Below are 24998 nucleotides of genomic sequence, written 5' to 3' on the forward strand. Positions count from 1 at the left end.
AAGTCACAACCCTGCGGCGGCCGGCATCGGTTTGACCTTGCCGGCGCGCTCCTGCTTCAGGAGTTCGGCGATCAGGAAGGCCATGTCGATCGACTGTTCGGCATTAAGACGGGGATCGCAGACCGTGTGGTAGCGGTCGTTGAGGTCCTCATCGGTGATGGCGCGCGCGCCGCCGATGCATTCGGTGACGTCCTGTCCGGTCATCTCCAGGTGCACGCCGCCGGCATGGGTGCCTTCAGCAGCGTGGATCTGGAAGAACGACCGCACTTCCGACAGCACGCGATCGAACGGCCGCGTCTTGTAGCCCGAGGTCGAGGTGATGGTGTTGCCGTGCATCGGATCGCACGACCACACCACCTTGCGCCCTTCCCGCTGCACGGCGCGGATCAGGCCTGGCAGATGGTCGCCGACCTTGTCGGCGCCGAACCGGTTGATCAGGGTCAGGCGCCCCGGCTCATCGTCGGGATTGAGGATGTCGATCAGCTTCAACAGTTCGTCCGGCTTCAGCGACGGGCCGCATTTCAGGCCGATCGGGTTCTTGATGCCGCGGAAATATTCGACATGGCCGTGATCGAGCTGACGGGTTCGGTCGCCGATCCAGATCATGTGGCCGGAGGTCGCGTACCAGTCGCCGGTGGTGGAATCGACCCGCGTCATCGCCTGCTCGTAGCCGAGCAGCAGCGCCTCGTGGCTGGTGTAGAAATCCGTGGCGCGCAGCTCGGGATGGCTCTCGAGGTCGAGGCCGCAGGCGCGCATGAAGTTCAGCGCATCCGAGATACGGTCGGCCAGCTCCTTGTAGCGGCGTGATTGCGGCGAATCCTTCAGGAAGCCGAGCATCCACTGATGCACGCTGCCGAGATTGGCGAAACCACCGGTGGCGAACGCGCGCAGCAGGTTCAGCGTCGCCGCGGATTGCCGATAAGCCATCAGCTGGCGCTGCGGATCGGGAATGCGCGCTTCCGGGGTGAAGGCGATGTCGTTGACGATGTCGCCGCGATAGCTCGGCAGCTCGACGTCGCCCTGCTTCTCGGTCGGCGACGAGCGCGGCTTGGCGAACTGGCCGGCGATGCGGCCGACCTTCACCACCGGCAGCGCGCCGGCATAGGTCAGCACGACCGCCATCTGCAACAGGACGCGGAAGAAGTCGCGGATGTTGTTGGCGCCGTGCTCGGCAAAGCTCTCGGCGCAGTCGCCGCCCTGCAGCAGGAAGGCCTCGCCGGCGGCGACCCGCCCCAGCGCCTTCTTCAGGCTGCGCGCCTCGCCCGCGAACACCAGCGGCGGAAAAGTCGCCAGCTGGGCCTCGACATCGGCCAATGCCTTGGCATCGGGATAATCGGGCACCTGCAGCACCTTCTTGGCGCGCCAGCTATCGGGTGTCCACCGCTCGGACATGAGGTCAACTCCTGAGCAAAAACCGCAACTTAATCACGGCATGACGAAAGCCCGGCTTATACACAGGGCCCCGCTCTCCCGCTAGAAGGATTCCTGCAATCTGGTCAAGCCCTTGCAGGGAAATCCGAATTCGCATTTGGTAGAGCATAGCATGAATGCCGGGGAAATCGCCGTGGCCTCCGCCGCGCTGGACGACGTTTTTAGCGACGACATCGTCGTGCCGGCCGCAGATGGCTATCCGCTCGCCGCGACGCTGTTCCTGCCGCGCGGCACCCGGCGCCACGCTGTCCTGATCAATTCGGCGACCGCCGTGCCCCGCAAGGTCTATCGCGGCTTTGCCGGCTACCTCGCCCGCCGCGGCGCGGCGGTGCTGACCTACGACTACCGCGGCACCGGCGATAGCCGGCCGATGGCGGCGACCGGCCTCAACAAGCCGAAATCGCTGGCCGGCTTCAAGGCCACAATGGCCGACTGGGCCGCGCTCGACGCCACCGCGGCGGTGAGCTGGATGCGCGAGCGCTACCGCAACCTCCCCTTCGCCTATGTCGGCCACTCCTTCGGCGGCCAGGCGCTCGGGCTGTTGGCCAACAATGCCGAGATCCCGCGCGCGCTCCTGATCGCATCGCAGGCTGCCTATTGGAAGCTGATGGCCTCGCCCGAGCGCTACCGCGTCGTCGCCTTCATGAACGGCGTCGGCCTGCCGCTGGCGCGCACGCTCGGCTACCTCCCCGCCTGGGCGGCCTCGGCATGGACCTGCCGAGGGGCGCGTTCGAGCAATGGCGGAGCTGGGTGATGCGGGAGCGCTATCTGCTCGATGATGCCACGCTGACGGCGCGCGACAATTTTCCGAAGTTCAAGGGCAAGCTCCGCGCGCTTGTCATGACCGACGACACCTGGGCGACGCGGCCGGCCGTCGAATTGCTGTGCTCCGCCTTCACGTCGACCACGCCCGAGATCATCTCGATCCGCCCCGCCGACGCCGGCGCAAAAGCGATCGGCCATCTCGGCTTCTTCCGCAGCGAACACCGCGATGCGCTGTGGCGCGGCGCCGCGGAGTGGATTGAGGCGGAGGGGTAAGCGCAGCACTCTCCGGCGTCGTCCCTGCGAAAGCAGGGACCCATACGCCGCGGCCTTTGTTGTCGTCGGGACTCGTCGTTCCGGCGCCGCGCAACAATTGAGATTTGGGGTAATGGGTCCTGGCCTGCGCCAGGACGACGATGAGGATGGTTCTCGCACGATACGATGCACCTGATGCGTAGCTCATCTCGCGGTCATCGTCCGCCTCGACCGGCGATCCGGTATTCCAGAGACGCTGGTGCTTGAACCGAGAGGCCGCGGCGTACTGGATCGTCCGCATGCGCGGGGGATGACACCAAAGAGAATGAGAGCTTGCTGCTCTTTCCACACGTCGTCCCTGCGAAAGCAGGGACCCATAACCACAGGGCTTTGTTGTTGAAACGGGTTGTGGCTCCAGCGCAGCAAGCCAACTGACGTCGGCGGCTATGGGTCCCTGCTTTCGCAGGGACGACGCCGCATATATTGCGCTGCTGGTGAGTCATAATTTCGCATTCTCGCGACATGAATCGCGCGAGCTTTGCTCTTCAAACTCGGATTCGCGGTCAAGATGATGGGTATCGCTTCGCTCCACCCATCCTGCCAGCCTCACACCACCTTCCGCGGCGCCGCCGTCGCAGCATCGCCCGTGTTCGGTGTCCCGGTCGGCTCGATCAGCAGCAGATGCACCTCTTCCCGCGCGACGGGGCGATGCTCGACGCCTTTCGGCACGATGTACATCTGGCCGGGCGTTAGCGTCACGGTGCGGTCGCGCAGCTCGATGTCGAGGATGCCTTTCAGGACGAGGAAGAAGTCGTCGGTGTCATCATGCTTGTGCCAGACGAACTCGCCCTGCACCTTCACCACCATGACGTCGCAGGCGTTGAATTGCGCCACGGTGCGCGGCGACCAGTGATCGGAGGTTGTCGACAGTTTCTGCGAAAGATCGATCGCGCCGCTCATGATGCCTCCGGGTCCGGGCCAGCCTGCCGGACTCGTTAGCTCAGCCGTGCGACGCACTCAATGCACGCCCCTTAGCCTCTCCGGATACGCACTCGGCCCATTGTGCCTATTGATGTCGCAAGGCGCTTCGCCGTTGGTGGCCCGCCGCGCCAGCAGTTCCTTTTCGGCCTGATACCAGAGCTGATCCATCTTGCCCGGCGGCTCGCCGGCGTCCTTCCATAATTCGTAGGCGCGGGTCCGGATCTCCTGCTCGGTTGGGCCTCTCATGCGCGGCTCCCTCAATTTGAGACATCAAACTGTTTGAGAGTGGAACGGACAGCATAGCGCAAGGTTCCAGGGTGCGCGAGACGGCCGCGCGCCGATGGCGCATCGCCTGTGCACAAGCGCCGTTGCGCAGACCATTCGCCGGAAACCGCGTTCGATTTGAGCGCGCGAAGCGGCCCTGAGGAAAAGTCCCGGGTGGATGTGCATGTCAACAAGGGTGCCCTAATTCCCGGGCACGAAGCGCGGCCGTCGGCGCCGGTCTTGCGGAGGCGCGCTACCCCTTCTGAGGTATGAAACCTTTGCCCCGCTTCCGCAGACAAAAACTCATCAGGATTTTGCCAACCTTCCTGGGGCTAGAGACAGCGCCGTCCGCATGTATTTTAAGCGGGCGGCGTTGGGCTGTCAGGCAGGGCTCATTCCCCGTTCCCCATCGCCAGGAGAACACCAGGACGGCAGCGCCGGCCTGCGGGCTACCGCTACTCCGCCGCCTGGCGCACGTGGCGCGCGGTGGGCGTCCGCATCGTCACCAGCTCTTCGGAAGCGGTCGGATGCAGCGCGATGGTAGCGTCGAAATCGGCCTTGGTCGCCTTCATCTTGACGGCGATCGCGACGGCTTGGGTGATTTCGGCGGCGCCATCGCCGACGATGTGACAGCCGAGCACGCGGTCGCTCGCGCCGTCGACCACGAGCTTCATCAGCACGCGGGTGTCGCGGCCGGACATCGTCGCCTTGATCGGGCGGAAATCGGTCTTGTAGATGTCGACGTGGCTGAACTGCGCCCGCGCCTCCTCTTCCGTGAGTCCGACGGTGCCGACCTCCGGCTGCGAGAACACCGCGGTCGGGATCGTGGCGTGGTCGACCTCGACCGGGCGCTTGCCGAACACCGTGTCGGCGAAGGCATGGCCCTCGCGGATCGCAACCGGCGTCAGATTGGTGCGGTGGGTGACGTCGCCGACCGCGTAGATGTTGTCGACCGAGGTCTTCGACCAGCCGTCGACCTGGATGCCGCCATTGGCGGGATTGATGGCGACGCCGGCGGTCTCGAGCCCGAGATTGGCGACATTGGGATGCCGGCCGATCGCGAACATCACCTGGTCGGAGGCGATGCTCGAGCCGCTCGACAGATGCGTGGTGAAGTCACGGCCGTGCTTGTCGATCTTCGCCACCGTGCAGCCGGTGATGATGGTGATGCCGCGCTTCTCCATCTCGGCGCGGACATGCTTGCGCACGTCCTCGTCGAAACCGCGCAGGATGTTGTCGCCGCGATAGATCACCGTGACGTCTGAGCCGAAGCCGGCGAAGATGCCGGCGAATTCCAGCGCGATGTAGCCGCCGCCCTGGATCACGATCCGCTTCGGCAGCTCCTTGAGGTGAAACGCCTCGTTGGAGGAGATCACGTGCTCGATGCCGGGCACGATCGGTCCGTGATTGGGCGCGCCGCCGGTCGCGATCAGGATGTACTTCGCCGTCACCTTCTCGCCGGTGGCGAGTCTGATGGTGTGGGCATCCTCCAGCACCGCGCGGGTCTTCGCGATCCGTGCGCCCGACTTCTCGACGTTGCTGGTGTAGGCGCCCTCGAGCCGGGCGATCTCCTTGTCCTTGTTGGCGACGAGAGTGGCCCAGTCGAACGAGACCTGCCCGATGCTCCAGCCGAAGCCGGCCGCGTCCTCGATCTCGTCGTGGACGTGGCTGCCGATCACGAACAGCTTCTTCGGCACGCAGCCGCGGATCACGCAGGTGCCGCCCATCCGGTACTCTTCGGCGACCATGACCTTCGCGCCGTAACCCGCGGCGATGCGGGCAGCACGAACGCCGCCCGAACCACCACCGATGACAAACAGGTCAACGTCAAACTCGGCCATGGTAAATCTCAGCTCTAATCGCCGGAATTCGGCTTGATCAACTGCTTTCCCTCATCTTGAGGGCATCTAGTCTTTCACCGCCGTCATTGCGAGGAGCGATAGCGACGAAGCAATCCATCTCTCCGCTTGTGGGACAATGGATTGCTTCGCTTCGCTCGCAATGACGTAGATTAGTGCGGCGCACTCAACTTGACGCCCGTCATGCTGAGGCGTCGTTTAGATATCCTTGCCGCGCTTCTTCATCTCGGCCTTGAACTGGGCGTTGACGATCACGCCAAACTGCTGCGCCCACTGCTGCATATATTGCAGCGAATCGTTGATGGCCTTGGGCTCGGAGGTCAAAAGCTTCTGACCGAGCGGCGTCTTGTAGAAGATCACGAGATCCTTCAACTCCTGCTCGGTGAACTCGGCGGCGTAGAGCTGCGCCATGCCCTCGCCGATTTCCTTCTCGCTGCCAGCAAGATTCTTGGCGATGACCAGCGCGACCTCGTTGAGATCCTTCTGGTAGTTCAGGTACTGCTGCAGCAGGCCGGTCTTGGTCTTCTCGATGATGCCCGGAACGGCGCCGGCATACATCACCGAGACGTTCTTCATCGTCAGGATTTCCTTGGCGTATCCGATCGCCGCGGGGGTCGACTGCTTGACGTCCTTGGGCATGGGGGGCAGCTGCGGCTGCTGCGCCATCGCCGGTGCGAGCGCCAGTCCAGCCGCCAGGGCCGCAGCCGACAAAAGTCCCGAAAAACGCTTCATTCCAAGTCTCCTTGCTTGCGGCCTCATGGCCGTTCAACAACCCGAATTCCCTGCGCGCCGGCCAGCACGGCGACGCTGCCAAGCCCGATGAACAGGCCGTGTTCGACCACGCCCGGAATCACGCTGAGCAAACCGGCAAGACGCGGCGGATCGCCGATCCGGCCGAGATGGGCATCGACGATCCAGTGGCCGCCATCGGTGACAAAAACGTGACCGTCCTTGCCCTTCCGGATCAGCATTTCGCCGGACACGCCGGCCTCTGAAAACGCCCGTGCCATCGCGGCCTGCGTTGCGGCGAACCCGAACGGGATCACCTCGACCGGCAGCGGAAAGCGACCCAGCACGTCGACCCATTTGCTGTCGTCGGCGATCACGATCATGCGATCACTGGCGGCCGCGACGATCTTCTCGCGCAGCAGCGCCCCGCCGCCGCCCTTGATCAGGTTGAGCGCCGGGTCGATCTCGTCGGCGCCGTCGATGGTGAGGTCGAGATGGTCGATCTCGTCCAGCGTGGTCAGCGGAACGCCGCAGCGGATCGCATCCGCGCGGGTCGCTTCCGAGGTCGGCACGCCGATCACCTTCATGCCCGACCGGACCTTCTCGCCGAGCAGCTCGACGAAATGCTTCGCGGTCGATCCGGTGCCGAGCCCGAGCTTCATGCCGTCGCGTACCTCTTCGAGCGCGCGCGCCGCCGCCTGGCGTTTCAGTGCGTCCATGTCCACGTGCCGATAGCCCCTCGGTTGTCCGTTACGGGCCGCCATCGGGTGGCCCGGCGGGCGCATATCTAGCGTCGTTTTGCAGGCAGGAATAGCGGCAAGCGGACCAGTCTTTAGGCCGAAACGGCGTCCATCGCGGCCAAAATCGCCGAAAAGCGCTGTTCGACCTCGGCCCGCATCCCGGGGTGGGTGAAAATGTAGAACTGGTCGTCGCGGATCGCGGCCAGCACCTGCCCTGCAACCGACGCCGGATCGAGACCGGCCTCCAGGCGTCGCGCGATCTCGGCGACGACAGCGGCCATCGGGCTTGCCGGATCGAGCTGACGGGTCGGGCCGTACTGCTCCGGGCGGTTGCGCCCGCTCTCGCCGATTCGGGTCCGCACAAAGCTCGGACAGAGCACGCTGACGCCGATCCCGAGCGGCCTGAGCTGCATGGCGAGCCCTTCGGACAGGCTGACGACGGCGAACTTGGTCGCCGAATACGGGCTCAAGCCGAGCCCGGCATTCATCCCGGCCATCGAAGCCGTATTGACGATATGGCCACCCTCGCCGTGCCCGCGGATGTGTGGCAGGAAGCTCCTGATGCCGTGCACGACGCCCATCAGATTGACGTCGATCACCCAGCGCCAGTCGTCGACCGAGATCGGGTCAATGCCGCCGCCGGCCGCGACGCCGGCATTGTTGCAGACGACATGGACCTTGCCGAAGGCGCGGAACGACGCCTCCGCCGCGCGATCGACGCTTAGGGGATCGGCAACGTCGCAGACCACGCCATGAGCATCCGCACCGCCGGCGCGCAGCGCATCGACGGCCTTGTCCAGCGGACCGGTTTCAATGTCGGCGAGCATCACCTTCATGCCCTCGCGGGCAAAGGCGGTTGCCATCGCAAGTCCGATTCCGCTGGCCGCGCCGGTGACAAAAGCGGCTTTTCCGGCAAGTTCCCGCATCTCACCCTCCCTATCTCATGACGTGCCCACATCTACTCTTGCATCGCAGCGCCTGGCCCGATAGCCAAAAGCATCATGTCCGCCGCCTCTCCCCCCATCGTCGTATTCGATCTCGACGGCACGCTGGTCGACACCGCGCCCGATCTGATCGGCGCGCTGAACCATGTGCTCGACCGCGAGGGCCTGCGGCCGGTGCCGCTGGCGGCCGCGCGCAACATGATCGGCGCCGGCGCGCGCAAGCTGCTGGAACGCGGGCTCGAGGTGGAAGGACGCGCGGTCAGCGTCGGTGACCTCGACCGCTTGACCGCGGATTTCGTCGACTATTATGCCGAGCATATCGCCGACGGCTCGCGCCCGTTCGACGGGCTCGAGGCCGCGCTCGACCGGCTCGAGGCAAAGGGCCATCGCTTTGCGGTGTGCACCAACAAGCTGGAATGGCTGTCGAAGCTGCTGCTCGACCGGCTCGGCCTGACCAAGCGCTTCGCCGCGATCTGCGGCGCCGATACCTTCGGCATCGCAAAACCCGATCCGACGTTCCTGCGCGAGACGGTGGCCCGTGCTGGCGGCCGGCTGCCCCGCGCCATCATGGTCGGCGATGCCGGCCCCGATGTCGGGGTCGCAAGGCGCGCCCAGGTCCCGGTGATCGGCGTCGATTTTGGCTATACCGACGTTCCGATGACCGAGCTGAAGCCGGACCGGCTGATCAGCCATATGCGCGATCTGCCGGACGCCGTCGCCAGCCTGAGCGCGGCATAAACTTTCCGCAACACACTGATATCGCTTGGCAATATTTAGCCATGCGATTCCACCATTAACCATCCTTTAACGAGCAGGGCCCCCGCTGTTGCGCCTCTGTTCCGACGCACCTATGGTCCGCTCCGGGGATTGTGGCTGATTGCCGCAGTAGAGTGTGGATCATGCGTCGTATCATCGTAATTGCGGCCGCCGGGCTGAGCCTGGCCGGCTGCTCCTCCTTCTCATTGGATTCGTTCAAGTCGGCGCCACCGCCGATGCCGGTGCAGCTGGATTCGAACCCGCCGGGCGCCGACGCCGTGACCTCGCTCGGACCGGGCTGCAAGACGCCCTGCACCGTGTCGATCCCGGCGCCGGAGACCAACTTCTCCGTCACCTTCAACATGCCGAAGTTCCAGCCGGCGACGGTTCCGGTCACCGTGACCCGCGTTCCCGGCGACTTCACCACGCCGGCGACCACGACGCTGGATCCGAGTCCGGTGTTCGCCGAGTTGCAGCCGGCCGGACCGCCGCCGCGCGCGGCGAAGAAGCCGATACGGAAGAAGAAGCCGAAACCGGCTGCCGCTGCGGCGCCTGCCGCCGCTCCGGACTCCGCGTTCCCCGCCCCGAGCGCGGCTGCGCCGGCGCCGGCCGCGGCTCCGTCGCGCTAACGCGGGCGGCTGCACCGGATTTGCACTGCACAAGAGCCCGGCCCAAAGCCGGGTTTTTGTATTTGGCCTAGACACATCCGCGATTGCGATCATGCATCGCGCGATATGCCTCGCCTATCGCTTTGCATGTTGCGGATCATCCATACGATCATCCCTTGGGACGCATTGTGACCACGCGCCAACATGCATAGATTGCGGATGCCGGAGCCGATCACGGCGCGGCAGGCAGGAAACAGATTGCAAGGCCCGAACTAAATGAACGGATCCACGCAAGCACATTCCGACACGCTGTTTCGTCCGATGACCGATCCGTTCGGCCGGACCATCCGTTATTTGCGCGTCTCCGTCACCGACCGCTGCGACCTGCGCTGCTTCTACTGCATGTCGGAAGACATGACCTTCCTGCCGAAGGCAGATCTCTTGACGCTGGAAGAGCTCGACCGCCTCTGCTCGGCGTTCGTCGCCAAGGGCGTGCGCAAGATCCGCCTCACCGGCGGCGAGCCGCTGGTCCGCCGCAACGTGATGGGCCTGGTGCGTTCGCTGTCGCGGCATCTGACCACGGGCGCACTCGACGAATTGACGCTGACCACCAACGGTTCGCAGCTGGCGCGCTTCGCCCAGGAACTGGCCGATTGCGGCGTGCGCCGTGTCAACGTCTCGCTCGACACCCTCGACCCCGTAAAATTCCGGGCCATCACCCGCTGGGGCGACATCGACAAGGTGCTGTCGGGCATCGAGGCGGCGCGGTCGGCGGGACTCGCGGTCAAGATCAACGCGGTCGCGCTGAAGAACCTGAACGAGGACGAGATACCGGCGCTGATGGAATGGGCGCACGGCAAGGGCATGGGCCTCACCTTGATCGAGGTGATGCCGATGGGCGACATCGGCGAAGGCCGGATCGATCAGTACGTGCCGCTGTCCTTGCTGCGCGCGCGGCTCGAGAAGCACTACACGCTGACCGATCTGTCCGACGACACCGGCGGCCCCGCCCGCTACGTCCGGGTCGCCGAGACCGGCGGCAAGCTCGGCTTCATCACGCCGATGACCCATAATTTCTGCGAATCCTGCAACCGGGTGCGGATCACCTGCACCGGCACGCTGCACACCTGTCTCGGCCACGAGGACGCCTCCGACCTGCGCCGGCCGCTGCGTGCCTCCGCCGACAACGATTTGCTGGCGGCGGCCATCGACCGGGCCATCGGACTGAAGCCGAAGGGGCACGATTTCATCATCGACCGCCGCCACAACCGTCCGAGCGTCAGCCGCCACATGAGCGTGACCGGCGGCTAGTCTTCAAGCTCCCTCCCGACGCGCGGCCTGTCCCCCGATTACCAAGGCGGGACAACAGTTTGCCGCGGCGTCAATTTGTCCATTTTCCGATTGACGGCGTTCCATGGCGCTGATTTGGTGAATCAGCTTTCACGCTAGTCTGGCCAGCATAGGCCGCTGCCCTCCGTCGGCTCCTGTCGACGATTCCCGGCAGCCAAGAACGGCTGAAGCGGATTTCGGGGGAGGACGAACGTTTGCAACTGCTCCTGAAAGTGAGCCGTGGCTCCGTGCGCATGCGCGCGGCGGCCAGATGATGCTTGAAGAGATATTCGGCGCGCGGATGGCGCGACCGTGGAGATCGTGATGCGCCCATTGTTGGCATTAAGTCAGGCCATCGACCAACTCAACGAGAAGATCGGCTACATCTGCAACCTGCTCGTGCTGATCTCATGTCTGGTCAGCGCCGGCAACGCCATGATCCGCTACGCGTTCAGCTACTCCTCGAACGGCTGGCTCGAGGCGCAGTGGTACATGTTCGCGATCCTCGTGATGTTCGGCGCCTCCTACACCTTCAAGCGCAACGAGCATGTCCGCGTCGAGATCATGTATCTGATGCTGTCCGAACGCGGCCAGCTCTGGCTCGACCTGATCGGAACGCTGTTCTTCCTAATCCCGGCCTGCCTCCTGCTCGCCTATCTGTCCTGGCCGTTCTTCTACCAGGCCTATGCGGTCGGCGAGATGAGCGGCAACGCCGGCGGCCTCTTACGCTGGCCGATCAAGTTCGTTATCCCGTCCGGCTTCGTGATGCTTGCGCTGCAAGGCGTCTCAGAGGTGATCAAGCGGATCGCCGCGCTGCAGGGCTACGTGACCATCGACGCGAAGTATGAGAGGCCGACTCAATGATCACGCTGGAGATGATGCCGCCACTGATGTTCGGCGGCCTGATCGTAGCGATGCTGATCGGTTATCCGGTGGCGTTCACGCTCGCCGCGGTCGGCCTGTCGTTCGGGTTCCTCTCGATCTATCTCGGCTTCTTCGACCTCAACTTCCTGCAGGCGATCCCGGGCCGCATCTTCGGCAGCGTGCTGTCGAACGAGCTGCTGCTGGCGATCCCGTTCTTCACCTTCATGGGCGCGATATTGGAGAGATGCGGGCTCGCCGAGGACATGCTGGATTCGATGGGCCAGCTGTTCGGCCCGATCCGCGGCGGCCTCGGCTATTCCGTGATCATCGTCGGCTTCATCCTCGGCGCCATCACCGGCACGGTGGCGGCGCAGGTGATCGCGATGGCGCTGATTTCGATGCCGGTGATGATCCGCTACGGCTACAATATCCGCTACATCACGGGCGTGCTCGCCGCCTCCGGCACCATCACGCAACTTGTCCCTCCCTCTCTCGTCCTGATCGTGCTCGCCGACCAGCTCGGCAAGTCGGTCGGCGACATGTATCTCGGCGCCTGGGGCCCATCGGTGTTCCAGATCCTGCTGTTCGCCGGCTACACCTTCCTGCTCGGCATCTTCAAGCCGAGCCATGTCCCCGCGGTGCCGATCGAGGCGCGCACGTTGACCGGCTGGGCGCTGTGGAAGAAGTGCCTGCTCGGCATCATTCCCTCCGCCGTGCTGATCTTCGTCGTGCTCGGCACCATGATGATGGGCCTTGCGACCCCGACGGAGGCCGGCGCCATGGGCGCGGTCGGCGCCATCGTGCTCGCCGCCATCCACCACAAGGATTTCAGCGCCACCGGCAACAAGGTGCTGATAACAGGCGTGATCGCCGGCGGCATCGGCACCATCATCGCGATGCTCTACAGCGAGAACCTGATCTTCAAGCTCGCCTTCGCGATCACCTACGCCGCGGTGGTCTGGATCTGCCTCGAGGCCGTCAAGATCCGGGACCTGCGTGACCTGATCAAGCAGGGCTACGAGACCACCATGCGGATCACCTGCATGGTCACCTTCATCCTGATCGGCTCGACCTGCTTCTCGGTCGTGTTCCTCGGCGTATCCGGCGGCACCTGGCTCGAGCACCATCTGACCTCGCTGCCCGGCGGCGTCTGGGGCTTCCTGATCTTCATCAACCTGTTCATCTTCTTCCTGGCGTTCTTCCTCGACTTCTTCGAGATCGCCTTCATCATCCTGCCGATGATCGCGCCGATCGCGCAGAAGGTGCTGGCGCCGGTGGTCGGTCCCGACGCCGCACTGATCTGGTTCGGCGTGATGCTCTGCGTCAACATGCAGACCTCGTTCCTGCATCCGCCGTTCGGCTTCGCGCTGTTCTATCTGCGCGGCGTGGCGCCGAAGGAAGTGAAGAGCTCGGACATCTACTGGGGCGCAATGCCCTGGATCGGCCTGCAGGCGATCATGGTGGCGCTGGTGATCGCGTTCCCGGTCGTCGTCACCGGACTGCTCGACAAGCCGCTCGATGTCGACCTCAACAAGGTCAAGATCGAGGTGCCGCAGATCGACCTGCCGCCGCTCGACTTCGGACAGCCGAAGCAGTAGCCGGCATCAGCGCATTCGGCGTGCCTGGAGCATTTCGGTTCTGATTGAATCAGAACCGAAGCTCTGGATTCTTGTCTTGTCGCGTTTTCTTCACGCGAACCGGTGTCCACTTCGCTCGAAAACGCTCTTGCGGGCGCGAGGCACGCCGCTGTTGACGGCATCGGCGAGGCCTGTGAAGACGGGGATACGGATCGTCCTCCAACTCACAGATCGTCGCCCATGCCCCAATTGCGTCCCGCCCACTCGCTCATTCGCCCGCTGATGCTGTCGCTTGGTTTGGCGCTTGCCGCGCCCGCAGCGCATGCAGCCGACCTTCGCGCGCTGGCGCAACAGGAACAGCAGCCGCTGCTCGACACCCTGCGCGACCTCGTGCAGATCGAATCCGGCAGCAAGGACATCGAGGGCCTGAACCAGCTCGCCGAGCGGATCGCCGGCCAGCTCAAGCAGCTCAGCGGCACGGTCGATATCCTGCAGACCACCGATATCTACCGCCTCGACGACACGCCCGAGAAGATCGGTCCCGCCGTGCAGGCCGTCTTCAAGGGCACGGGCAGCGCGAAGATCATGCTGATCGCGCACATGGACACGGTGTATCTCAAGGGCATGCTGAAGGACCAACCCTTCCGCATCGATGGCGACAAGGCCTATGGGCTCGGCATCGCCGACGACAAGCAGGGCGTCGCCACCATCCTCCACGCCGTGGCGTTGCTGCAGAAGTTGAACTTCAAGAATTACGGCACGCTCACCGTGCTGATCAATGGCGACGAGGAGATCTCTTCGCCCGGCTGGCGCAGCACCATCACCCGCATCGCCGCGGAACAGGATGCAGTGTTCTCGTTCGAGGGCGGCGGCACTGACGGCACGCTGCGCCTCGCCACCAGCGGCATCGGCTCGGCCTACCTCACGGTGCACGGCAAGTCGTCACATGCCGGCGCCAGGCCCGAAGGCGGCGTGAATGCGCTCTATGAGTTGTCACACCAGGTGCTGCAGATGAAGGACCTGTCCAAGCCGGAGCAGGGTCTGAAGCTGAACTGGACGGTGTCCAAGTCCGGCACCAACCGCAACGTGATCCCCGCCGAAGCCACCGCCCAGGCCGACGCGCGCGCGCTCAAGGTGGCGGATTTCGACGAGCTCGAGAAAGCCCTGCAGGACAAGATCAAGAATCGCCTGCTGCCGGACTCCAGGGTGGACGTGAAGTTCGAGGTGCGCCGCCCGCCGCTCGAAGCGAGCGACGCCTCGCGCCGCGTGGCCGGCCACGGCAAGACGATTTATCAGGAACTCGGCATGTCGCTGAACGTCGCCGAGCGGGCCACCGGCGGCGGCACCGACGCCGCATTTGCCGCCCTCAAGACCAAGGGCTCCGTGGTGGAAGGCATGGGCCTGTCGGGCTTCGGCGCGCACTCCAACGATGCCGAATACGTGCAGATCAACAGCATCGTGCCGCGCCTCTATTTGACCACGCGCATGATCATGGACCTGTCCGACGGCAAGGTGAAGTAGACCGGCAAGGCCGCGGCACGTTCGCGGGCCGGCTCAGGACGCCGCCGGCTCCGCCTTGGCGAGGCGGAAGCGCAGCGTGAACTGGGCGCCGCCGGACGGCAAGTTCTCCACCCTCACCGTCGCATCGTGATCGTCGACGACGCCGCGCACGATCGAGAGCCCGAGCCCCGCGCCGTCGGTGCGCTGGCGATCGCTGCGCCAGAAGCGCTGGAAGATCAGGCCCTGCTCGGCGGGCGCAATCCCCGGCCCGCAGTCGCGCACCTGCACCGAACCATTGTCGTGCACCTCGACATCGACCGAGGTTCTCTCCGCGGTGTACTTGATGGCGTTCTCCGCCAGATTGAAGATCGCGCGCTGCAGCATCTCCGCATTGCCCCTGACCTGCACCGGACTGTCAGTGCCGCGCAACGCGATGTCCTTCTGCTGCGCCAGCGCGTAGGGCGCGATCGAGCCGACCACCTCGGCGCACACCGCGCGCAAATCCGCGGTCTCGCCGGGATCCAGCACCAGCGTGTCGAGCTCGGCGATCTCCAGCAGCTGGCTGACGATGCGGCTCATGCTCTCGATGTCGGCATGCAGCTCCCTGGTCCCCTTGGCCGCATCGAGCGTCTCGATCCGGGTCCTGAGGATCGCGAGCGGCGTGCGCAGCTGATGGGCGGCATCGGCCGTGAACTGGCGCTGCACGTGAAAGCCTTCCTCAAGGCGATCGAACGCTTGGTTGACGGCCGTCACCAGGGGCAGGATCTCGCTCGGAATTCCTTCCGTCGGAAGGCGGATATCGGTCCTTGCCGGTCCGATGCTCCTCGCCTCCTCCGAGGCCCGCAACAGCGGAATCACCGCGCGGCGGAAGATCAGGATGTCGGTGGCAAGCAGGATCAGAAGGATCGGGATGGTGATCCAGCCGACTCGCCGGAAGAAGTTGGAGACGATGTCGTCGATGATGACGTCGCGATGCGACAGGTCCTCGGCGACCAGGATGCGCAAGGTCTGGCCGCCGAGCAGCTTGGTGACGCTGGCACCGGAAATCCGGTTGGCGGACGCCGGCAGTCGCGGCGCCTCGCGATGCGACGAGAACAGCAGATGACCGTCGGCATCGTAGATGTCGTAGCGGTAGCGGCCGTAGGCGTCGGAATAGAGCCCCCTCAGGCTGTCCGGCAGGTTGAGCTGCACCTTGCCCGTGGCATCGACCGAGAGGTTCTGGCCGAGATCGGCGGCCTGGTCGCGCATCGCTTCGCGATGCAGCTGATTGATCTCCGAATTCAACAGCCACAGCAGCAGCAGCGGCAGGAAGATCGCCGCGACCGCGACCGCCACGATGTGCAGGAACACGATCCGCGACGTCAGCGACTTGAAGCGGAACACGCCTACTTCTCCTCCGCCATCAGATAACCGACGCCCCGAATGGTATGAATGATGACCCTGGCGCGGTGCTCGGCGAGCAGCTTGCGCAGCCGCGACACGTAAACCTCGACCGCGTTCGAGGCGACCTCGCCGGCGAGGCCGAAGATGTGGTCCTCGACATTCTTCTTCGGCACCACCCGCCCCTGCCGTCGCAACAGGATCTCCAGCACCGACGTCTCGCGCGCGGAGAACACGTGCGGAGCGCCGTCGACGAACACCTGCTTGCTCTCGGTGTCGTAGACCAGATTGGCGAGCTTCAGCGAGGAGCCGAGCAGCTGGCCGGGCCGACGCAGGATGGCTTCGAGCCGCGCCACCAGCTCCTCCAGCGCGAACGGCTTCGCCAGATAGTCATCCGCGCCGCTGCGCAGGCCGCTGACCCGATCCTGCAGGCCGCCCCGCGCAGTCAGTACCAGGACCGGCAGCGGGTCGGTCTTGCGGCGAAGCTCCGACAACACCGACAAGCCATCGCCGTCGGGCAGACCGAGATCGAGGATCATGGCGGCATAACTGACGCTGCGCAGCGCGTCGCGCGCCTCGGCAACGCTGTTGACGACATCGGACTCATATCCCGCCGCCATCAGCCCGCTGGCGAGCAGCCGCGAGAGCTCGACATTGTCCTCGACGATCAGAAGGCGCATCGCAGCAATCCTGACTTCATTCAATCGATCTTCTGCTTGCTGTCGTCAAAACAAGACGCATGCGAAGGTGACGTCTCGATGGCGACACAAGCGCATGTTGCTCCAGCTCGTGCTACTGCCCTGAAAACAGATACCGCCTCCCCGCTGCAATCAAAATCTACGCCAGGCGCCTTTGATTGCGCCCGTGTAAGGCTGACGTCAGCTAGCCATGATAACATAACGGATTGCGCGTTCGCGCCCGGAGATCGAGAACTGGCAGCTGCCGCCACGGCCAGCGACCGGCGGTCATGCGTCTTCGCAAGCCGCGTCGCGCCGCGGCCGCGATCGCGGCATGGAAAAGCCCCGGCGCTTTCGCTCCGAGGCTGATTTCCTGTCCAACTCGCAGCGGTCACGCCTGCGAGTGGCGCGCCATGAAGTTGTCGTAGCCGACCTCGGCGACCTGGAACCATTGATAGCCGTTGTTGGAGAACGAGGTCAGCGAGTCATAGACCTTCTTGAAGTTGGCGTTGGTCGCCGAAACCTCGGCATGCAGCTCCTTGGCGGCCTTGAAGGAAGCCTCCATCACCGCAGCCGGGAACGGACGCAGCTTGGTGCCGACCGCGAGCAGCTTCTTCAGTGCGATCGGATTGGCCTGGTCGTAACGCGCCATCATCCAGTTGTTGGCGAGATGGCCGGCCTGCTCGAGCACGAACTGATAATGCTTCGGCAGCGCGTTCCACTTGTCGAGATTGATCATCGCCACCAGCATGGGGCCGCCTTCCCACCAGCCGGGGAAGTAATAGTTCGGCGCGACCTTGTAGAAGCCGAGCTTCTCGTCGTCGTAGGGACCAACCCACTCGGCCGCATCGATGGTGCCCTTCTCGAGCGCCGGATAGATGTCGCCGCCGGCGAGCTGCTGCGGCACCGCGCCGAGCTTCTGCATCACCTTGCCGGCAAAGCCGCCGATGCGGAATTTGAGACCCTTGAGATCGTCGACGCTGGTGATCTCCTTGCGGAACCAGCCACCCATCTGGCAGCCGGTGTTGCCGGCGAGCAGCGAGGTCACGTTGTAGCTCTTGTAGAACTCGTTGAGCAGCTCCTTGCCGCCGCCCAGCATGAACCAGGCCTGGTTGAGGCGCATGTTGGGTCCGAACGGCACCGCGGAGCCGAAGGTGAAGGTCGGGTCCTTGCCGAAATAATAATAGGGCGCGGTGTGCCCCATCTCGACGGTGCCGTTCTGCACGGCGTCGAGCACCTGCAGGCCCGGTACGATCTCGCCCGCAGCAAAAGTCTGGATCTGGAATCTGTTGTCGGTGGCTTCGCCGACCGCCTTCGCCATCAGCTCGGCGCCGCCGTGCAGCGTGTCGAGCGACTTCGGCCAGCTCGTCGTCAAGCGCCACTTGAGCTCCGGCATCGACTGCGCGATCGCGGGAGCTGCGACCGTGGCGGCGCCGGCGACGCCCAGACCCGTGACCTTGATGAAATCTCTTCGCTTCATTTGAATCCTGCCCTGTTCGATTGTGTTGTCCGAGCGTCGACTGCTTTCGATCGTCGCGCCGCTTTTCTTTTTGCCGTCATGACCGGTGACCGATCAGACGCCGCCTTCGTGCCGAGGCTTCGGATGCGAGCATGGAACATCCCCTTCACGAATGCCAGACGCAAAAAACCCGGCCTCCTTGCGGAGGCCGGGCAATGCGTTCGCGTCGCGCGAACGCTCGTCCGAAAGGCTAGACGCCGATCAGCCGCGGGTGCGCGAGCGGATCATGAAGCTGTCGAAGGTGTATTCGGCGACCTGCCACCACAGATACTGGTCGGAGCGGTAGGCCTGCATGGCCTCGATCGACTTCTTGAAGTCGGCATTCTTGGCCGAGATTTCACCCCACAGCTCGTTGGTCGCCTTGAGGCAGGCCTCGAGCACCTCGTTGGTGAACGGACGCAGCTGCGTGCCGCCGGCAACCAGCCGCTTCAGCGCGGAGGGGTTCTGCATGTCGTAGCGCGCGGCCATCCAGCTGTTGGCGTTGGCGGCGCCGTTGGCCAGGATCGCCTGGTAGCTCTTCGGCAGCGCGTTCCACTTCTCCAGGTTGACGAAGGAGTGCACGGTCGGACCGCCTTCCCAGAAGCCCGGGTAGTAGTAGTACTTGGCGACCTTCTGGAAGCCGAGCTTCTCGTCGTCATAGGGACCGACCCACTCGGCCGCGTCGATGGTGCCCTTTTCGAGCGCCGGATAGATGTCGCCGCCGGCGAGCTGCTGCGGCACCACGCCGACCTTCTGCAGCACCTGGCCGGCAATGCCGCCGATGCGCATCTTCAGGCCCGACATGTCGGCGACGGTCTTGATCTCCTTGCGGAACCAGCCGCCCATCTGGGTGCCGGTGTTGCCGGTCGGGAAACCGATCACGCCGAACTTCTTGAAGAACTCGTTGCCGAGCTCCTGGCCACCGCCCTGGTACCACCAGGAGTTCTGCATGCGGGCATTGAGACCGAACGGCACCGACGCGTAGATCGCGAAGGTCGGGTCCTTGCCGACATAGTAGTAGGCGACGGTGTGCGACATCTCGACCGTGCCGTTGGAGGTCGCGTCCAGCGCCTGCAGGCCGGGGACGATTTCACCCGCCGCGAACACCTGGATCTGGAACTTGTTGTCGGTCATTTCGGCGACGTACTTCGACAGCTCGACGGCGCCGCCATAGATGGTGTCCAGCGACTTCGGGAAGCTCGAGGTCAGGCGCCACTTGATTTCAGGCGAGGACTGCGCGATCGCCGGCGCGGCAACCGCCGTCGCGGCAGCACCGGCCGCAGAAACTTTCAAAAAATCACGACGCTTCATCGTAAGACTTCTCCTTCAGGGGCGTTTCCCAGTGACCGCAAGCAGTTCTCCGGCAGGCGCGTGAAGGGCTTGCCGAGGCGCTCTGGGTCGGCCCTTTAACACGGAAGGTGGCGTCACGGAAACGCGACAATGGCATGACCGCGCCAATTAAACGAAAGTCTGATGAGGCTGGAAATCAGCCGGAAAATGCGCCTTCAGGCAGCGACGATGACGCCTGGCAGGTGGCCGCGGAGCCGCCGCCGACCGCGCGGTAAATCGCCGCGTGCGGACCGTCCGGCCCGCTCTCAACTGCCGGGTTACCCGGAGCAATCAGCGCCGCGTCGTCGCCCGCGCCTTCTTGGCTTGATCGGCCAAATACCGCCCGCGCCGGATCCAGCTTTGCGCGGTTGTCTTGCTGACGCCATACGTCTTGGCGATCGCCTCGGCAGCCTCGCCGATCGAGTCGGATTTCTTGGCCATGTTGAACGCCAGCCGGGAGGCCTCTGCGCGCTTCTCCCGCGTCAGATGTTTGCGGTGCTGTTTGTTTGCTTCGCGTGATGCTGCCATGTCGATGGTCGCCTCACGGCCCCTTCCAGCAGTTTTGGCTTCACCCGTGGCCGCCTTCCGCTGATCGAAGGGTGGTACGATTCGGCCACTCCTGCATAAACATACAGGCCGGAACCGATTCAGCAATCGTCCAGAGGCACCAAGGGCCACGGGCCTGTGAAGAAAGCCGCCGGGCTCCCGACACTTCGCGGCCGATCGGCTCGGCGGGACAGCAGCGCAGGCTCAGGCTGCCGCGATGACGCCTTGCAGCTGCTCGCGGACCTTGCCGCCGATCGCGCGGTAGATCGCCGCGTGCGGGCCGTCCGGTTCGCTCTCGACCACCGGGTTGCCGGCATCGGAGGCGGTGCGGATCGCGATGTGCAGGGGGATCTCGCCGAGGAACGGCACCCCCAGCTTCTCGGCTTCGTGGCGGGCGCCGCCATGGCCGAAGATATCCGAGCGGGTGCCGCAATGCGGGCACTGGAAATAGCTCATGTTCTCGACGATGCCGAGCACCGGCACGTTGACCTTCTTGAACATCGCAAGCCCGCGCCGGGCGTCGATCAGCGAGAGGTCCTGCGGGGTCGAGACGATGACGGCGCCCTTGAGCGGGACGTTCTGCGCCAGCGTGAGCTGGGCATCGCCGGTACCGGGCGGCATGTCGACCACAAGCACGTCGAGCGTGCCCCAGGCGACGTCGCGCAGCATCTGGGTGATCGCCGACATCACCATCGGTCCGCGCCAGATCATCGCGGTGTCCTCCTCGACCAGGAAGCCGATCGACATGATCGACAGGCCGAAGCGCTGCAGCGGGACCATCTTCTTGTCGTCATTGAGCTGCGGCTTCTCGCGGATGCCGGTCAGCCGCGGCACCGATGGGCCGTAGATGTCGGCGTCGAGCAGCCCGACGCGCAGGCCGAGGTCGCGCAGGCCGAGCGCGAGGTTGAGCGCCGTGGTCGACTTGCCGACACCGCCCTTGCCGGAGGCGACGGCGATGACGGCGGAGATGCCGGGGATCTCGGCCTGCCGGGCCATCGGCGATTGCCCGCCGGGCGGATGCGGATGGCGATGTGCGGCCGCCGGCGGGACGCCGCCTGAGGGCCGCGCCGCCGGCGCCGCAGCGCCCGCCTTGCGCTCGGCGGTCAGCGCGATCATCGCGACGCTGACGCCGGGAATGGCGCGCACGGCGTTCTCGGCCTGCGCACGCACGCTCTCCCAGGCGCGGGCCTCCGCGGCGTCGACATTGATCGAGAAGAACACCTTGCCGTCGGTGACCGTGATCGCCGACAGCACATTGGCGTTGGTCAAGGCCGTGCCGCGTGGCGACATCACCTTGGCAAGGCAATCGAGAACCTGTTGCTGCGTCACGCTCACCGCGCATCTCCTGGAAAGTTCAAGAGACCGACCCATAGAGCGTTGCAGCGCAAAAGGCTACCTCGCTCCGACGTCGTCCCGCCGCTCGGCTGGCGCAGCCGAGCCGCCTTCCTTGGCGGCCTCGTAGTTCAGCTCGATCATGACCCCGTTGGGGTCGTTGACGAAGATCTGCCAGAGATCGCCGCCGGGAACCTGGCGCGAGTCGAATTCCATCCCCTTGGACTGAAGCCGCTGCCGCATCCCATCAAAGCCCTGGCTGGCAAAGGCGACGTGATGGACGACGCCCGAGTCAGGCTTTTGTGCCTCGTCGGTCGCCGAAATATCGACCAGATGCACGACCGCCTTGCCCTCGCTGTACATCCACGCACCGGGGAACGCGAAGTTCGGCCGCGCGCCCTTTTCCAGGCCCAGGATGTCCTCATAGAACCGCACCGTGGCGGAGAGATTCCGGGTCCGGATATTGAAATGATCGAGCACACCGACGCTCATGCCCATGCGATACACTCCCTTTTTTGTGAAGTTCGTTGGTGGCCCAATCCTAGCACAAAACCGGGTTCTGCCATCCCACCAAGGCCGTTGCCCTCCGCTGCACAGGGGGTATGGTGCGGCTCCTTCCATGGACGGAATGCCCTGCCCGCCGCGAATTTGCCGGCAGGCGAAGGGCGATCACCACGGCAAATCACAAGGTAACAGATATGGCTAAAGTCGCTTTTCTCGGTCTCGGCGTGATGGGTTTCCCGATGGCGGGACACCTCGTGAAAAAAGGCGGCCATGAGGTCACCGTGTACAACCGGACCGCGGCGAAGGCGAAGGAATGGGCCGACAAGTTCGGCGGCAAGACGGCGCCGACCCCGAAGGCCGCCGCCGAAGGCCAGGATTTCGTGATGTGCTGCGTCGGCAACGACAACGACCTGCGCGCGGTCACGATCGGCCCCGACGGCGCCTTCGCCGGGATCAGGAAGGGCGCGACCTTCGTCGATCACACCACCGCCTCCGCCGAGGTCGCCCGCGAGCTCGATGCTGCCGCCACCAAGGCCGGCTTCAAATTCGTCGACGCGCCGGTGTCCGGCGGCCAGGCCGGCGCCGAGAACGGCGTGCTGACGGTGATGTGCGGCGGCAGCGAAGACGCCTACGCGGGCGCCGAGGCGATCATCACCGGCGCTTACGCGCGGATGTGCAAATTGCTCGGGCCGGCGGGCGCCGGCCAGCTCACCAAGATGGTCAACCAGATCTGCATCGCGGGTCTGGTTCAGGGGCTGTCGGAGGGCATCCACTTTGCCAAGAAGAGCGGCCTCGACGTCGCCGCCGTGATCGAGACCATCTCCAAGGGCGCGGCGCAGTCCTGGCAGATGGAGAACCGCTACAAGACCATGAACGAGGGCAAGTACGATTTCGGCTTCGCGGTCGAGTGGATGCGCAAGGACCTCTCGATTGCGCTGGCGGAGGCCCGCCGCAACGGCGCCACCCTGCCCGCCACCGCGCTGGTCGACCAGTTCTATGCCGAGGTCGAGAAGATGGGCGGCAAGCGTTGGGACACGTCGAGCCTGCTGGCCCGTCTGCAGCGCTAACGCTTCCCACCATCTCGTCATGCCCGGGCTTGTCCCGGGCATCCACGTCTTTGGATCCACGAAAAGCAAGACGTGGATGGCCGGGACAAGCCCGGCCATGACAACATGGAATTGTCAGACCCGGCATGCGCGTGTGCGCCTGCCATCGCGCCCCCGCGCAAAAGTTAATTTAACTCCCCGTTTACGCTTTTCCTTAGCTCTTTAAGGCAACGCTTAATGATTTAGCGTCACAGATAGACAATGCAAAAAGCCCGCGCGGTTCGTGGGCAGGATTTGTGTTGTTGATGAGTAATCCCGCAGAAAAGCCTGAAGTTGTAGCGCTTCCGGCAGGACCTCAGGTGACGGTGCCGGTGAACAGCCGGCGCGTCGCCGCGCAGCGGGTGCGCGAGGCGCGGGATCGGTTAACGTCAACCAGTGGAACCCGCCCGGCGTTCGACGCCGAACTGCTCCGCCAATACGCCCAGACCCGGATCTCGGCGTCCTACGTCGTGATGCTGCTCGTGGTGGCAACTGGCGTGCTGTTTGGCCTCTGGATGAAGCCGATCGTGGCCGGCGCCTGGACGGTCGGCATCCTTTGCGTCCATCTCGCGATCATCCGCAGTTGTTCCCGCTTCCTCGCCGAACCAACCTCCGTCGCGGTCACCCGCAAATGGCGGACCCGCTTCGTGCTGCTCGACTTGCTCTACGGCCTGTGCTGGACCGCGATCCTGATCCACCCCGCCGGGCGCGATCTCGCCTCCAACACCCTGATGATGTTCTTGATGCTGCTGGTGATCGCGGTCTCCAGCATGCTGGCCGCGAGCCTGCCGATCGCAGCCCTTGCGGCAACGGTTCCGGTGACGGTCGGGATCGCGCTCGACCTCGTGCTCAACGGCGCGTTCGACAATTACGTGCTGGCACTGCTGGCGCTTGCGGCCGAAGGTTATTTCGCCCTGCTCGCGCACCGCCTGCATTCGACCACGCTGGCGACGCTGGAGGCCCGCGCCGAAAAGGATGCGCTGATCGGCGAGTTGGAACAGGCCAAGGCGATCTCGGACGAGGCGCGGCACCGCGCCGAGTCCGCCAACGTCGCCAAGTCGCGCTTCCTCGCCCAGATGAGCCACGAACTGCGCACGCCGCTCAACGCCATCCTCGGCTTCTCCGAGGTGATGAAGAGCGAGATTTTCGGCGCGCATACCGTGCCCGTGTACAAGGAATATTCCGCCGACATCCATAATTCCGGCGTGCACCTGCTCAATCTCATCAACGAGATACTCGACCTGTCGCGGATCGAGGCCGGCCGCTACGAGCTGAACGAAGAGGCCGTAGCGCTGGTGCATGTCGTTGCCGACTGCCACCATCTCCTGAAGCTGCGCGCCTCCAGCCGCGGCATCACCATCCACGAGGTGTTCGAGCACGGCATGCCCAGGATCTGGGGCGACGAGCGCGCCATCCGCCAGGTCGTGCTCAACCTGCTCTCCAACTCGATCAAGTTCACCCCGCAGGGCGGCGAAATCTGGCTGAAGGTCGGCTGGACCGCGTCGGGCGGGCAATATCTGAGCGTCAAGGACACCGGCAGCGGCATCGCCGAGGACGAGATCCCGGTCGTGCTGGCCTCCTTCGGCCAGGGCTCCAACTCGATCAAGTCGGCGGAACAGGGCGCGGGCCTTGGCCTGCCGATCGCGAAAAGCCTGATCGACATGCATGGCGGCACCTTCACGCTGAAGTCGAAGCTGCGCATCGGCACCGAGGTGATCGTGACCTTGCCGCCGGAACGGGTGATGAGCGCGCTGGCGCCGATGGCAGAAGAAGCGCCGCCGATGCAGCCGCCGGAGCCCGTCGAGCCCGCGATGGGCGCCGACCGGAAACGCGTGCGCCGCAAGTCGATCATGAGTGCCGGCACCGGATTGTAGAGCATGTCGCGGAAGATCGTGACGCGGTTATCGCTAGAGCCCTTTCCGTTCCGATGGATTCGAAACGCTTTGGCAATAAACCCAAGGCGTTCGCGCCAGGACCATGCTCGCGACAAAAAGCCGAGGCGTGATGCAGCATCCCACGTCAGCCGGCTTGCACTGGCCGCCGAAACC

The 24998-nt window shown here is 64.6% G+C and carries 22 protein-coding genes and 1 pseudogene; 9 read left to right on the forward strand and 14 right to left on the reverse strand.

The features are described 5' to 3' along the window. Positions 1-3: 3 nt before the first annotated feature. Positions 4-1392 carry a class II 3-deoxy-7-phosphoheptulonate synthase gene (locus QA635_RS25870; RefSeq protein WP_028334252.1) on the reverse strand — a complete coding sequence of 463 codons (1389 nt, stop codon included), beginning with the start codon at positions 1390-1392 and terminating at the stop codon, positions 4-6. Positions 1393-1543: 151 nt separating this feature from the next. Between QA635_RS25870 and QA635_RS25875 the strand changes: the two are divergent. Continuing rightward, positions 1544-2469: pseudogene (locus QA635_RS25875) on the forward strand (alpha/beta hydrolase family protein). Between the two features lie 585 nt (positions 2470-3054). Here the strand turns inward: QA635_RS25875 and QA635_RS25880 are convergent. The 6 genes from QA635_RS25880 to QA635_RS25905 all read right to left on the reverse strand — a co-directional run bounded on the left by QA635_RS25880 (position 3055) and on the right by QA635_RS25905 (position 7947). Continuing rightward, the gene (locus QA635_RS25880) at positions 3055-3408 is read right to left on the reverse strand and encodes a cupin domain-containing protein (protein ID WP_283062133.1); all 354 of its coding nucleotides are present in this window, start codon (positions 3406-3408) and stop codon (positions 3055-3057) included. Positions 3409-3465: 57 nt separating this feature from the next. Further along, a complete protein-coding gene (locus QA635_RS25885; RefSeq protein WP_092084379.1) occupies positions 3466-3675 on the reverse strand; it encodes a DUF2934 domain-containing protein in 210 nt (69 codons plus the stop codon). 473 nt (positions 3676-4148) lie between these two features. Beyond that, complete coding sequence (gene gor, locus QA635_RS25890) at positions 4149-5534, reverse strand: glutathione-disulfide reductase (protein ID WP_283062135.1); 1386 nt, start codon at positions 5532-5534, stop codon at positions 4149-4151. 216 nt (positions 5535-5750) lie between these two features. Further along, the gene (locus QA635_RS25895; protein ID WP_225162313.1) at positions 5751-6284 is read right to left on the reverse strand and encodes a DUF2059 domain-containing protein; all 534 of its coding nucleotides are present in this window, start codon (positions 6282-6284) and stop codon (positions 5751-5753) included. Positions 6285-6307: 23 nt separating this feature from the next. Beyond that, positions 6308-7000, reverse strand: a complete 693-nt coding sequence (rpiA, locus tag QA635_RS25900) for a ribose-5-phosphate isomerase RpiA (RefSeq protein WP_283062138.1) — start codon at positions 6998-7000, stop codon at positions 6308-6310. Between the two features lie 113 nt (positions 7001-7113). Then, on the reverse strand, positions 7114-7947 hold the full coding sequence (locus QA635_RS25905; protein WP_283062140.1) for an SDR family NAD(P)-dependent oxidoreductase: 834 nt from the start codon (positions 7945-7947) through the stop codon (positions 7114-7116). A 75-nt stretch (positions 7948-8022) separates the two neighbouring features. Here QA635_RS25905 and QA635_RS25910 point away from each other — a divergent pair, with 75 nt between their 5' ends. The 6 genes from QA635_RS25910 to QA635_RS25935 all read left to right on the forward strand — a co-directional run bounded on the left by QA635_RS25910 (position 8023) and on the right by QA635_RS25935 (position 14620). Further along, positions 8023-8703: an HAD-IA family hydrolase gene (locus QA635_RS25910; protein WP_225641486.1), complete on the forward strand. Its 681-nt coding sequence runs from the start codon at positions 8023-8025 to the stop codon at positions 8701-8703. A gap of 161 nt (positions 8704-8864) precedes the next feature. Next, complete coding sequence (locus QA635_RS25915; RefSeq protein ID WP_076826447.1) at positions 8865-9350, forward strand: PEGA domain-containing protein; 486 nt, start codon at positions 8865-8867, stop codon at positions 9348-9350. Between the two features lie 255 nt (positions 9351-9605). Next, positions 9606-10640 (forward strand): GTP 3',8-cyclase MoaA, encoded by a 1035-nt coding sequence (gene moaA, locus QA635_RS25920; protein WP_283062145.1) that lies wholly within the window; start codon positions 9606-9608, stop codon positions 10638-10640. A gap of 342 nt (positions 10641-10982) precedes the next feature. Further along, positions 10983-11522: a TRAP transporter small permease subunit gene (locus tag QA635_RS25925; protein WP_028334243.1), complete on the forward strand. Its 540-nt coding sequence runs from the start codon at positions 10983-10985 to the stop codon at positions 11520-11522. Next, on the forward strand, positions 11519-13120 hold the full coding sequence (locus QA635_RS25930; protein ID WP_225162307.1) for a TRAP transporter large permease: 1602 nt from the start codon (positions 11519-11521) through the stop codon (positions 13118-13120). Before QA635_RS25925 ends, QA635_RS25930 begins: the two co-directional genes overlap by 4 nt. A gap of 219 nt (positions 13121-13339) precedes the next feature. After that, complete coding sequence (locus QA635_RS25935) at positions 13340-14620, forward strand: M20/M25/M40 family metallo-hydrolase (protein ID WP_283062147.1); 1281 nt, start codon at positions 13340-13342, stop codon at positions 14618-14620. Between the two features lie 33 nt (positions 14621-14653). Here QA635_RS25935 and QA635_RS25940 read toward each other — a convergent pair whose 3' ends face one another. The 7 genes from QA635_RS25940 to QA635_RS25970 all read right to left on the reverse strand — a co-directional run bounded on the left by QA635_RS25940 (position 14654) and on the right by QA635_RS25970 (position 21859). After that, positions 14654-15982 carry a sensor histidine kinase gene (locus tag QA635_RS25940; RefSeq protein WP_283062149.1) on the reverse strand — a complete coding sequence of 443 codons (1329 nt, stop codon included), beginning with the start codon at positions 15980-15982 and terminating at the stop codon, positions 14654-14656. A gap of 2 nt (positions 15983-15984) precedes the next feature. After that, positions 15985-16659: a response regulator transcription factor gene (locus tag QA635_RS25945; protein ID WP_225641498.1), complete on the reverse strand. Its 675-nt coding sequence runs from the start codon at positions 16657-16659 to the stop codon at positions 15985-15987. A 388-nt stretch (positions 16660-17047) separates the two neighbouring features. Continuing rightward, positions 17048-18136, reverse strand: a complete 1089-nt coding sequence (locus QA635_RS25950) for a TRAP transporter substrate-binding protein (protein WP_225162303.1) — start codon at positions 18134-18136, stop codon at positions 17048-17050. Between the two features lie 240 nt (positions 18137-18376). After that, positions 18377-19465 (reverse strand): TRAP transporter substrate-binding protein, encoded by a 1089-nt coding sequence (locus QA635_RS25955; protein ID WP_283062152.1) that lies wholly within the window; start codon positions 19463-19465, stop codon positions 18377-18379. A gap of 309 nt (positions 19466-19774) precedes the next feature. After that, positions 19775-20011 (reverse strand): hypothetical protein, encoded by a 237-nt coding sequence (locus QA635_RS25960; protein ID WP_283062154.1) that lies wholly within the window; start codon positions 20009-20011, stop codon positions 19775-19777. A 222-nt stretch (positions 20012-20233) separates the two neighbouring features. Beyond that, entirely contained in the window at positions 20234-21364 is a 1131-nt protein-coding gene (locus QA635_RS25965; RefSeq protein WP_283062156.1) for an Mrp/NBP35 family ATP-binding protein, read from the reverse strand. 57 nt (positions 21365-21421) lie between these two features. Continuing rightward, positions 21422-21859 (reverse strand): VOC family protein, encoded by a 438-nt coding sequence (locus QA635_RS25970; protein WP_016843272.1) that lies wholly within the window; start codon positions 21857-21859, stop codon positions 21422-21424. A gap of 200 nt (positions 21860-22059) precedes the next feature. On the opposite strand from QA635_RS25970, the gene QA635_RS25975 reads away from it, so the two are divergent. Together QA635_RS25975 and QA635_RS25980 are read left to right on the forward strand one after the other, a co-directional pair. Next, complete coding sequence (locus tag QA635_RS25975) at positions 22060-22932, forward strand: NAD(P)-dependent oxidoreductase (protein WP_283062159.1); 873 nt, start codon at positions 22060-22062, stop codon at positions 22930-22932. A gap of 284 nt (positions 22933-23216) precedes the next feature. Then, positions 23217-24824: a sensor histidine kinase gene (locus tag QA635_RS25980; protein ID WP_057017245.1), complete on the forward strand. Its 1608-nt coding sequence runs from the start codon at positions 23217-23219 to the stop codon at positions 24822-24824. Positions 24825-24998 lie beyond the last annotated feature (174 nt).

Source organism: Bradyrhizobium brasilense, from assembly GCF_029714345.1.
GTDB classification, from domain to species: domain Bacteria; phylum Pseudomonadota; class Alphaproteobacteria; order Rhizobiales; family Xanthobacteraceae; genus Bradyrhizobium; species Bradyrhizobium australafricanum.

Excerpts from the sequence above, each read along its gene's own strand:
- QA635_RS25870 (WP_028334252.1), bottom strand. The coding sequence starts at position 1,392 with ATGTCCGAGCGGTGGACACCCGATAGCTGGCGCGCCAAGAAGGTGCTG.
- QA635_RS25880 (WP_283062133.1), bottom strand. The coding sequence starts at position 3,408 with ATGAGCGGCGCGATCGATCTTTCGCAGAAACTGTCGACAACCTCCGAT.
- QA635_RS25885 (WP_092084379.1), bottom strand. The coding sequence starts at position 3,675 with ATGAGAGGCCCAACCGAGCAGGAGATCCGGACCCGCGCCTACGAATTA.
- gor (WP_283062135.1), bottom strand. The coding sequence starts at position 5,534 with ATGGCCGAGTTTGACGTTGACCTGTTTGTCATCGGTGGTGGTTCGGGC.
- QA635_RS25895 (WP_225162313.1), bottom strand. The coding sequence starts at position 6,284 with ATGAAGCGTTTTTCGGGACTTTTGTCGGCTGCGGCCCTGGCGGCTGGA.
- rpiA (WP_283062138.1), bottom strand. The coding sequence starts at position 7,000 with ATGGACGCACTGAAACGCCAGGCGGCGGCGCGCGCGCTCGAAGAGGTA.
- QA635_RS25905 (WP_283062140.1), bottom strand. The coding sequence starts at position 7,947 with ATGCGGGAACTTGCCGGAAAAGCCGCTTTTGTCACCGGCGCGGCCAGC.
- QA635_RS25910 (WP_225641486.1), top strand. The coding sequence starts at position 8,023 with ATGTCCGCCGCCTCTCCCCCCATCGTCGTATTCGATCTCGACGGCACG.
- QA635_RS25915 (WP_076826447.1), top strand. The coding sequence starts at position 8,865 with ATGCGTCGTATCATCGTAATTGCGGCCGCCGGGCTGAGCCTGGCCGGC.
- moaA (WP_283062145.1), top strand. The coding sequence starts at position 9,606 with ATGAACGGATCCACGCAAGCACATTCCGACACGCTGTTTCGTCCGATG.
- QA635_RS25925 (WP_028334243.1), top strand. The coding sequence starts at position 10,983 with ATGCGCCCATTGTTGGCATTAAGTCAGGCCATCGACCAACTCAACGAG.
- QA635_RS25930 (WP_225162307.1), top strand. The coding sequence starts at position 11,519 with ATGATCACGCTGGAGATGATGCCGCCACTGATGTTCGGCGGCCTGATC.
- QA635_RS25935 (WP_283062147.1), top strand. The coding sequence starts at position 13,340 with ATGCCCCAATTGCGTCCCGCCCACTCGCTCATTCGCCCGCTGATGCTG.
- QA635_RS25945 (WP_225641498.1), bottom strand. The coding sequence starts at position 16,659 with ATGCGCCTTCTGATCGTCGAGGACAATGTCGAGCTCTCGCGGCTGCTC.
- QA635_RS25950 (WP_225162303.1), bottom strand. The coding sequence starts at position 18,136 with ATGAAGCGAAGAGATTTCATCAAGGTCACGGGTCTGGGCGTCGCCGGC.
- QA635_RS25955 (WP_283062152.1), bottom strand. The coding sequence starts at position 19,465 with ATGAAGCGTCGTGATTTTTTGAAAGTTTCTGCGGCCGGTGCTGCCGCG.
- QA635_RS25960 (WP_283062154.1), bottom strand. The coding sequence starts at position 20,011 with ATGGCAGCATCACGCGAAGCAAACAAACAGCACCGCAAACATCTGACG.
- QA635_RS25970 (WP_016843272.1), bottom strand. The coding sequence starts at position 21,859 with ATGGGCATGAGCGTCGGTGTGCTCGATCATTTCAATATCCGGACCCGG.
- QA635_RS25975 (WP_283062159.1), top strand. The coding sequence starts at position 22,060 with ATGGCTAAAGTCGCTTTTCTCGGTCTCGGCGTGATGGGTTTCCCGATG.
- QA635_RS25980 (WP_057017245.1), top strand. The coding sequence starts at position 23,217 with ATGAGTAATCCCGCAGAAAAGCCTGAAGTTGTAGCGCTTCCGGCAGGA.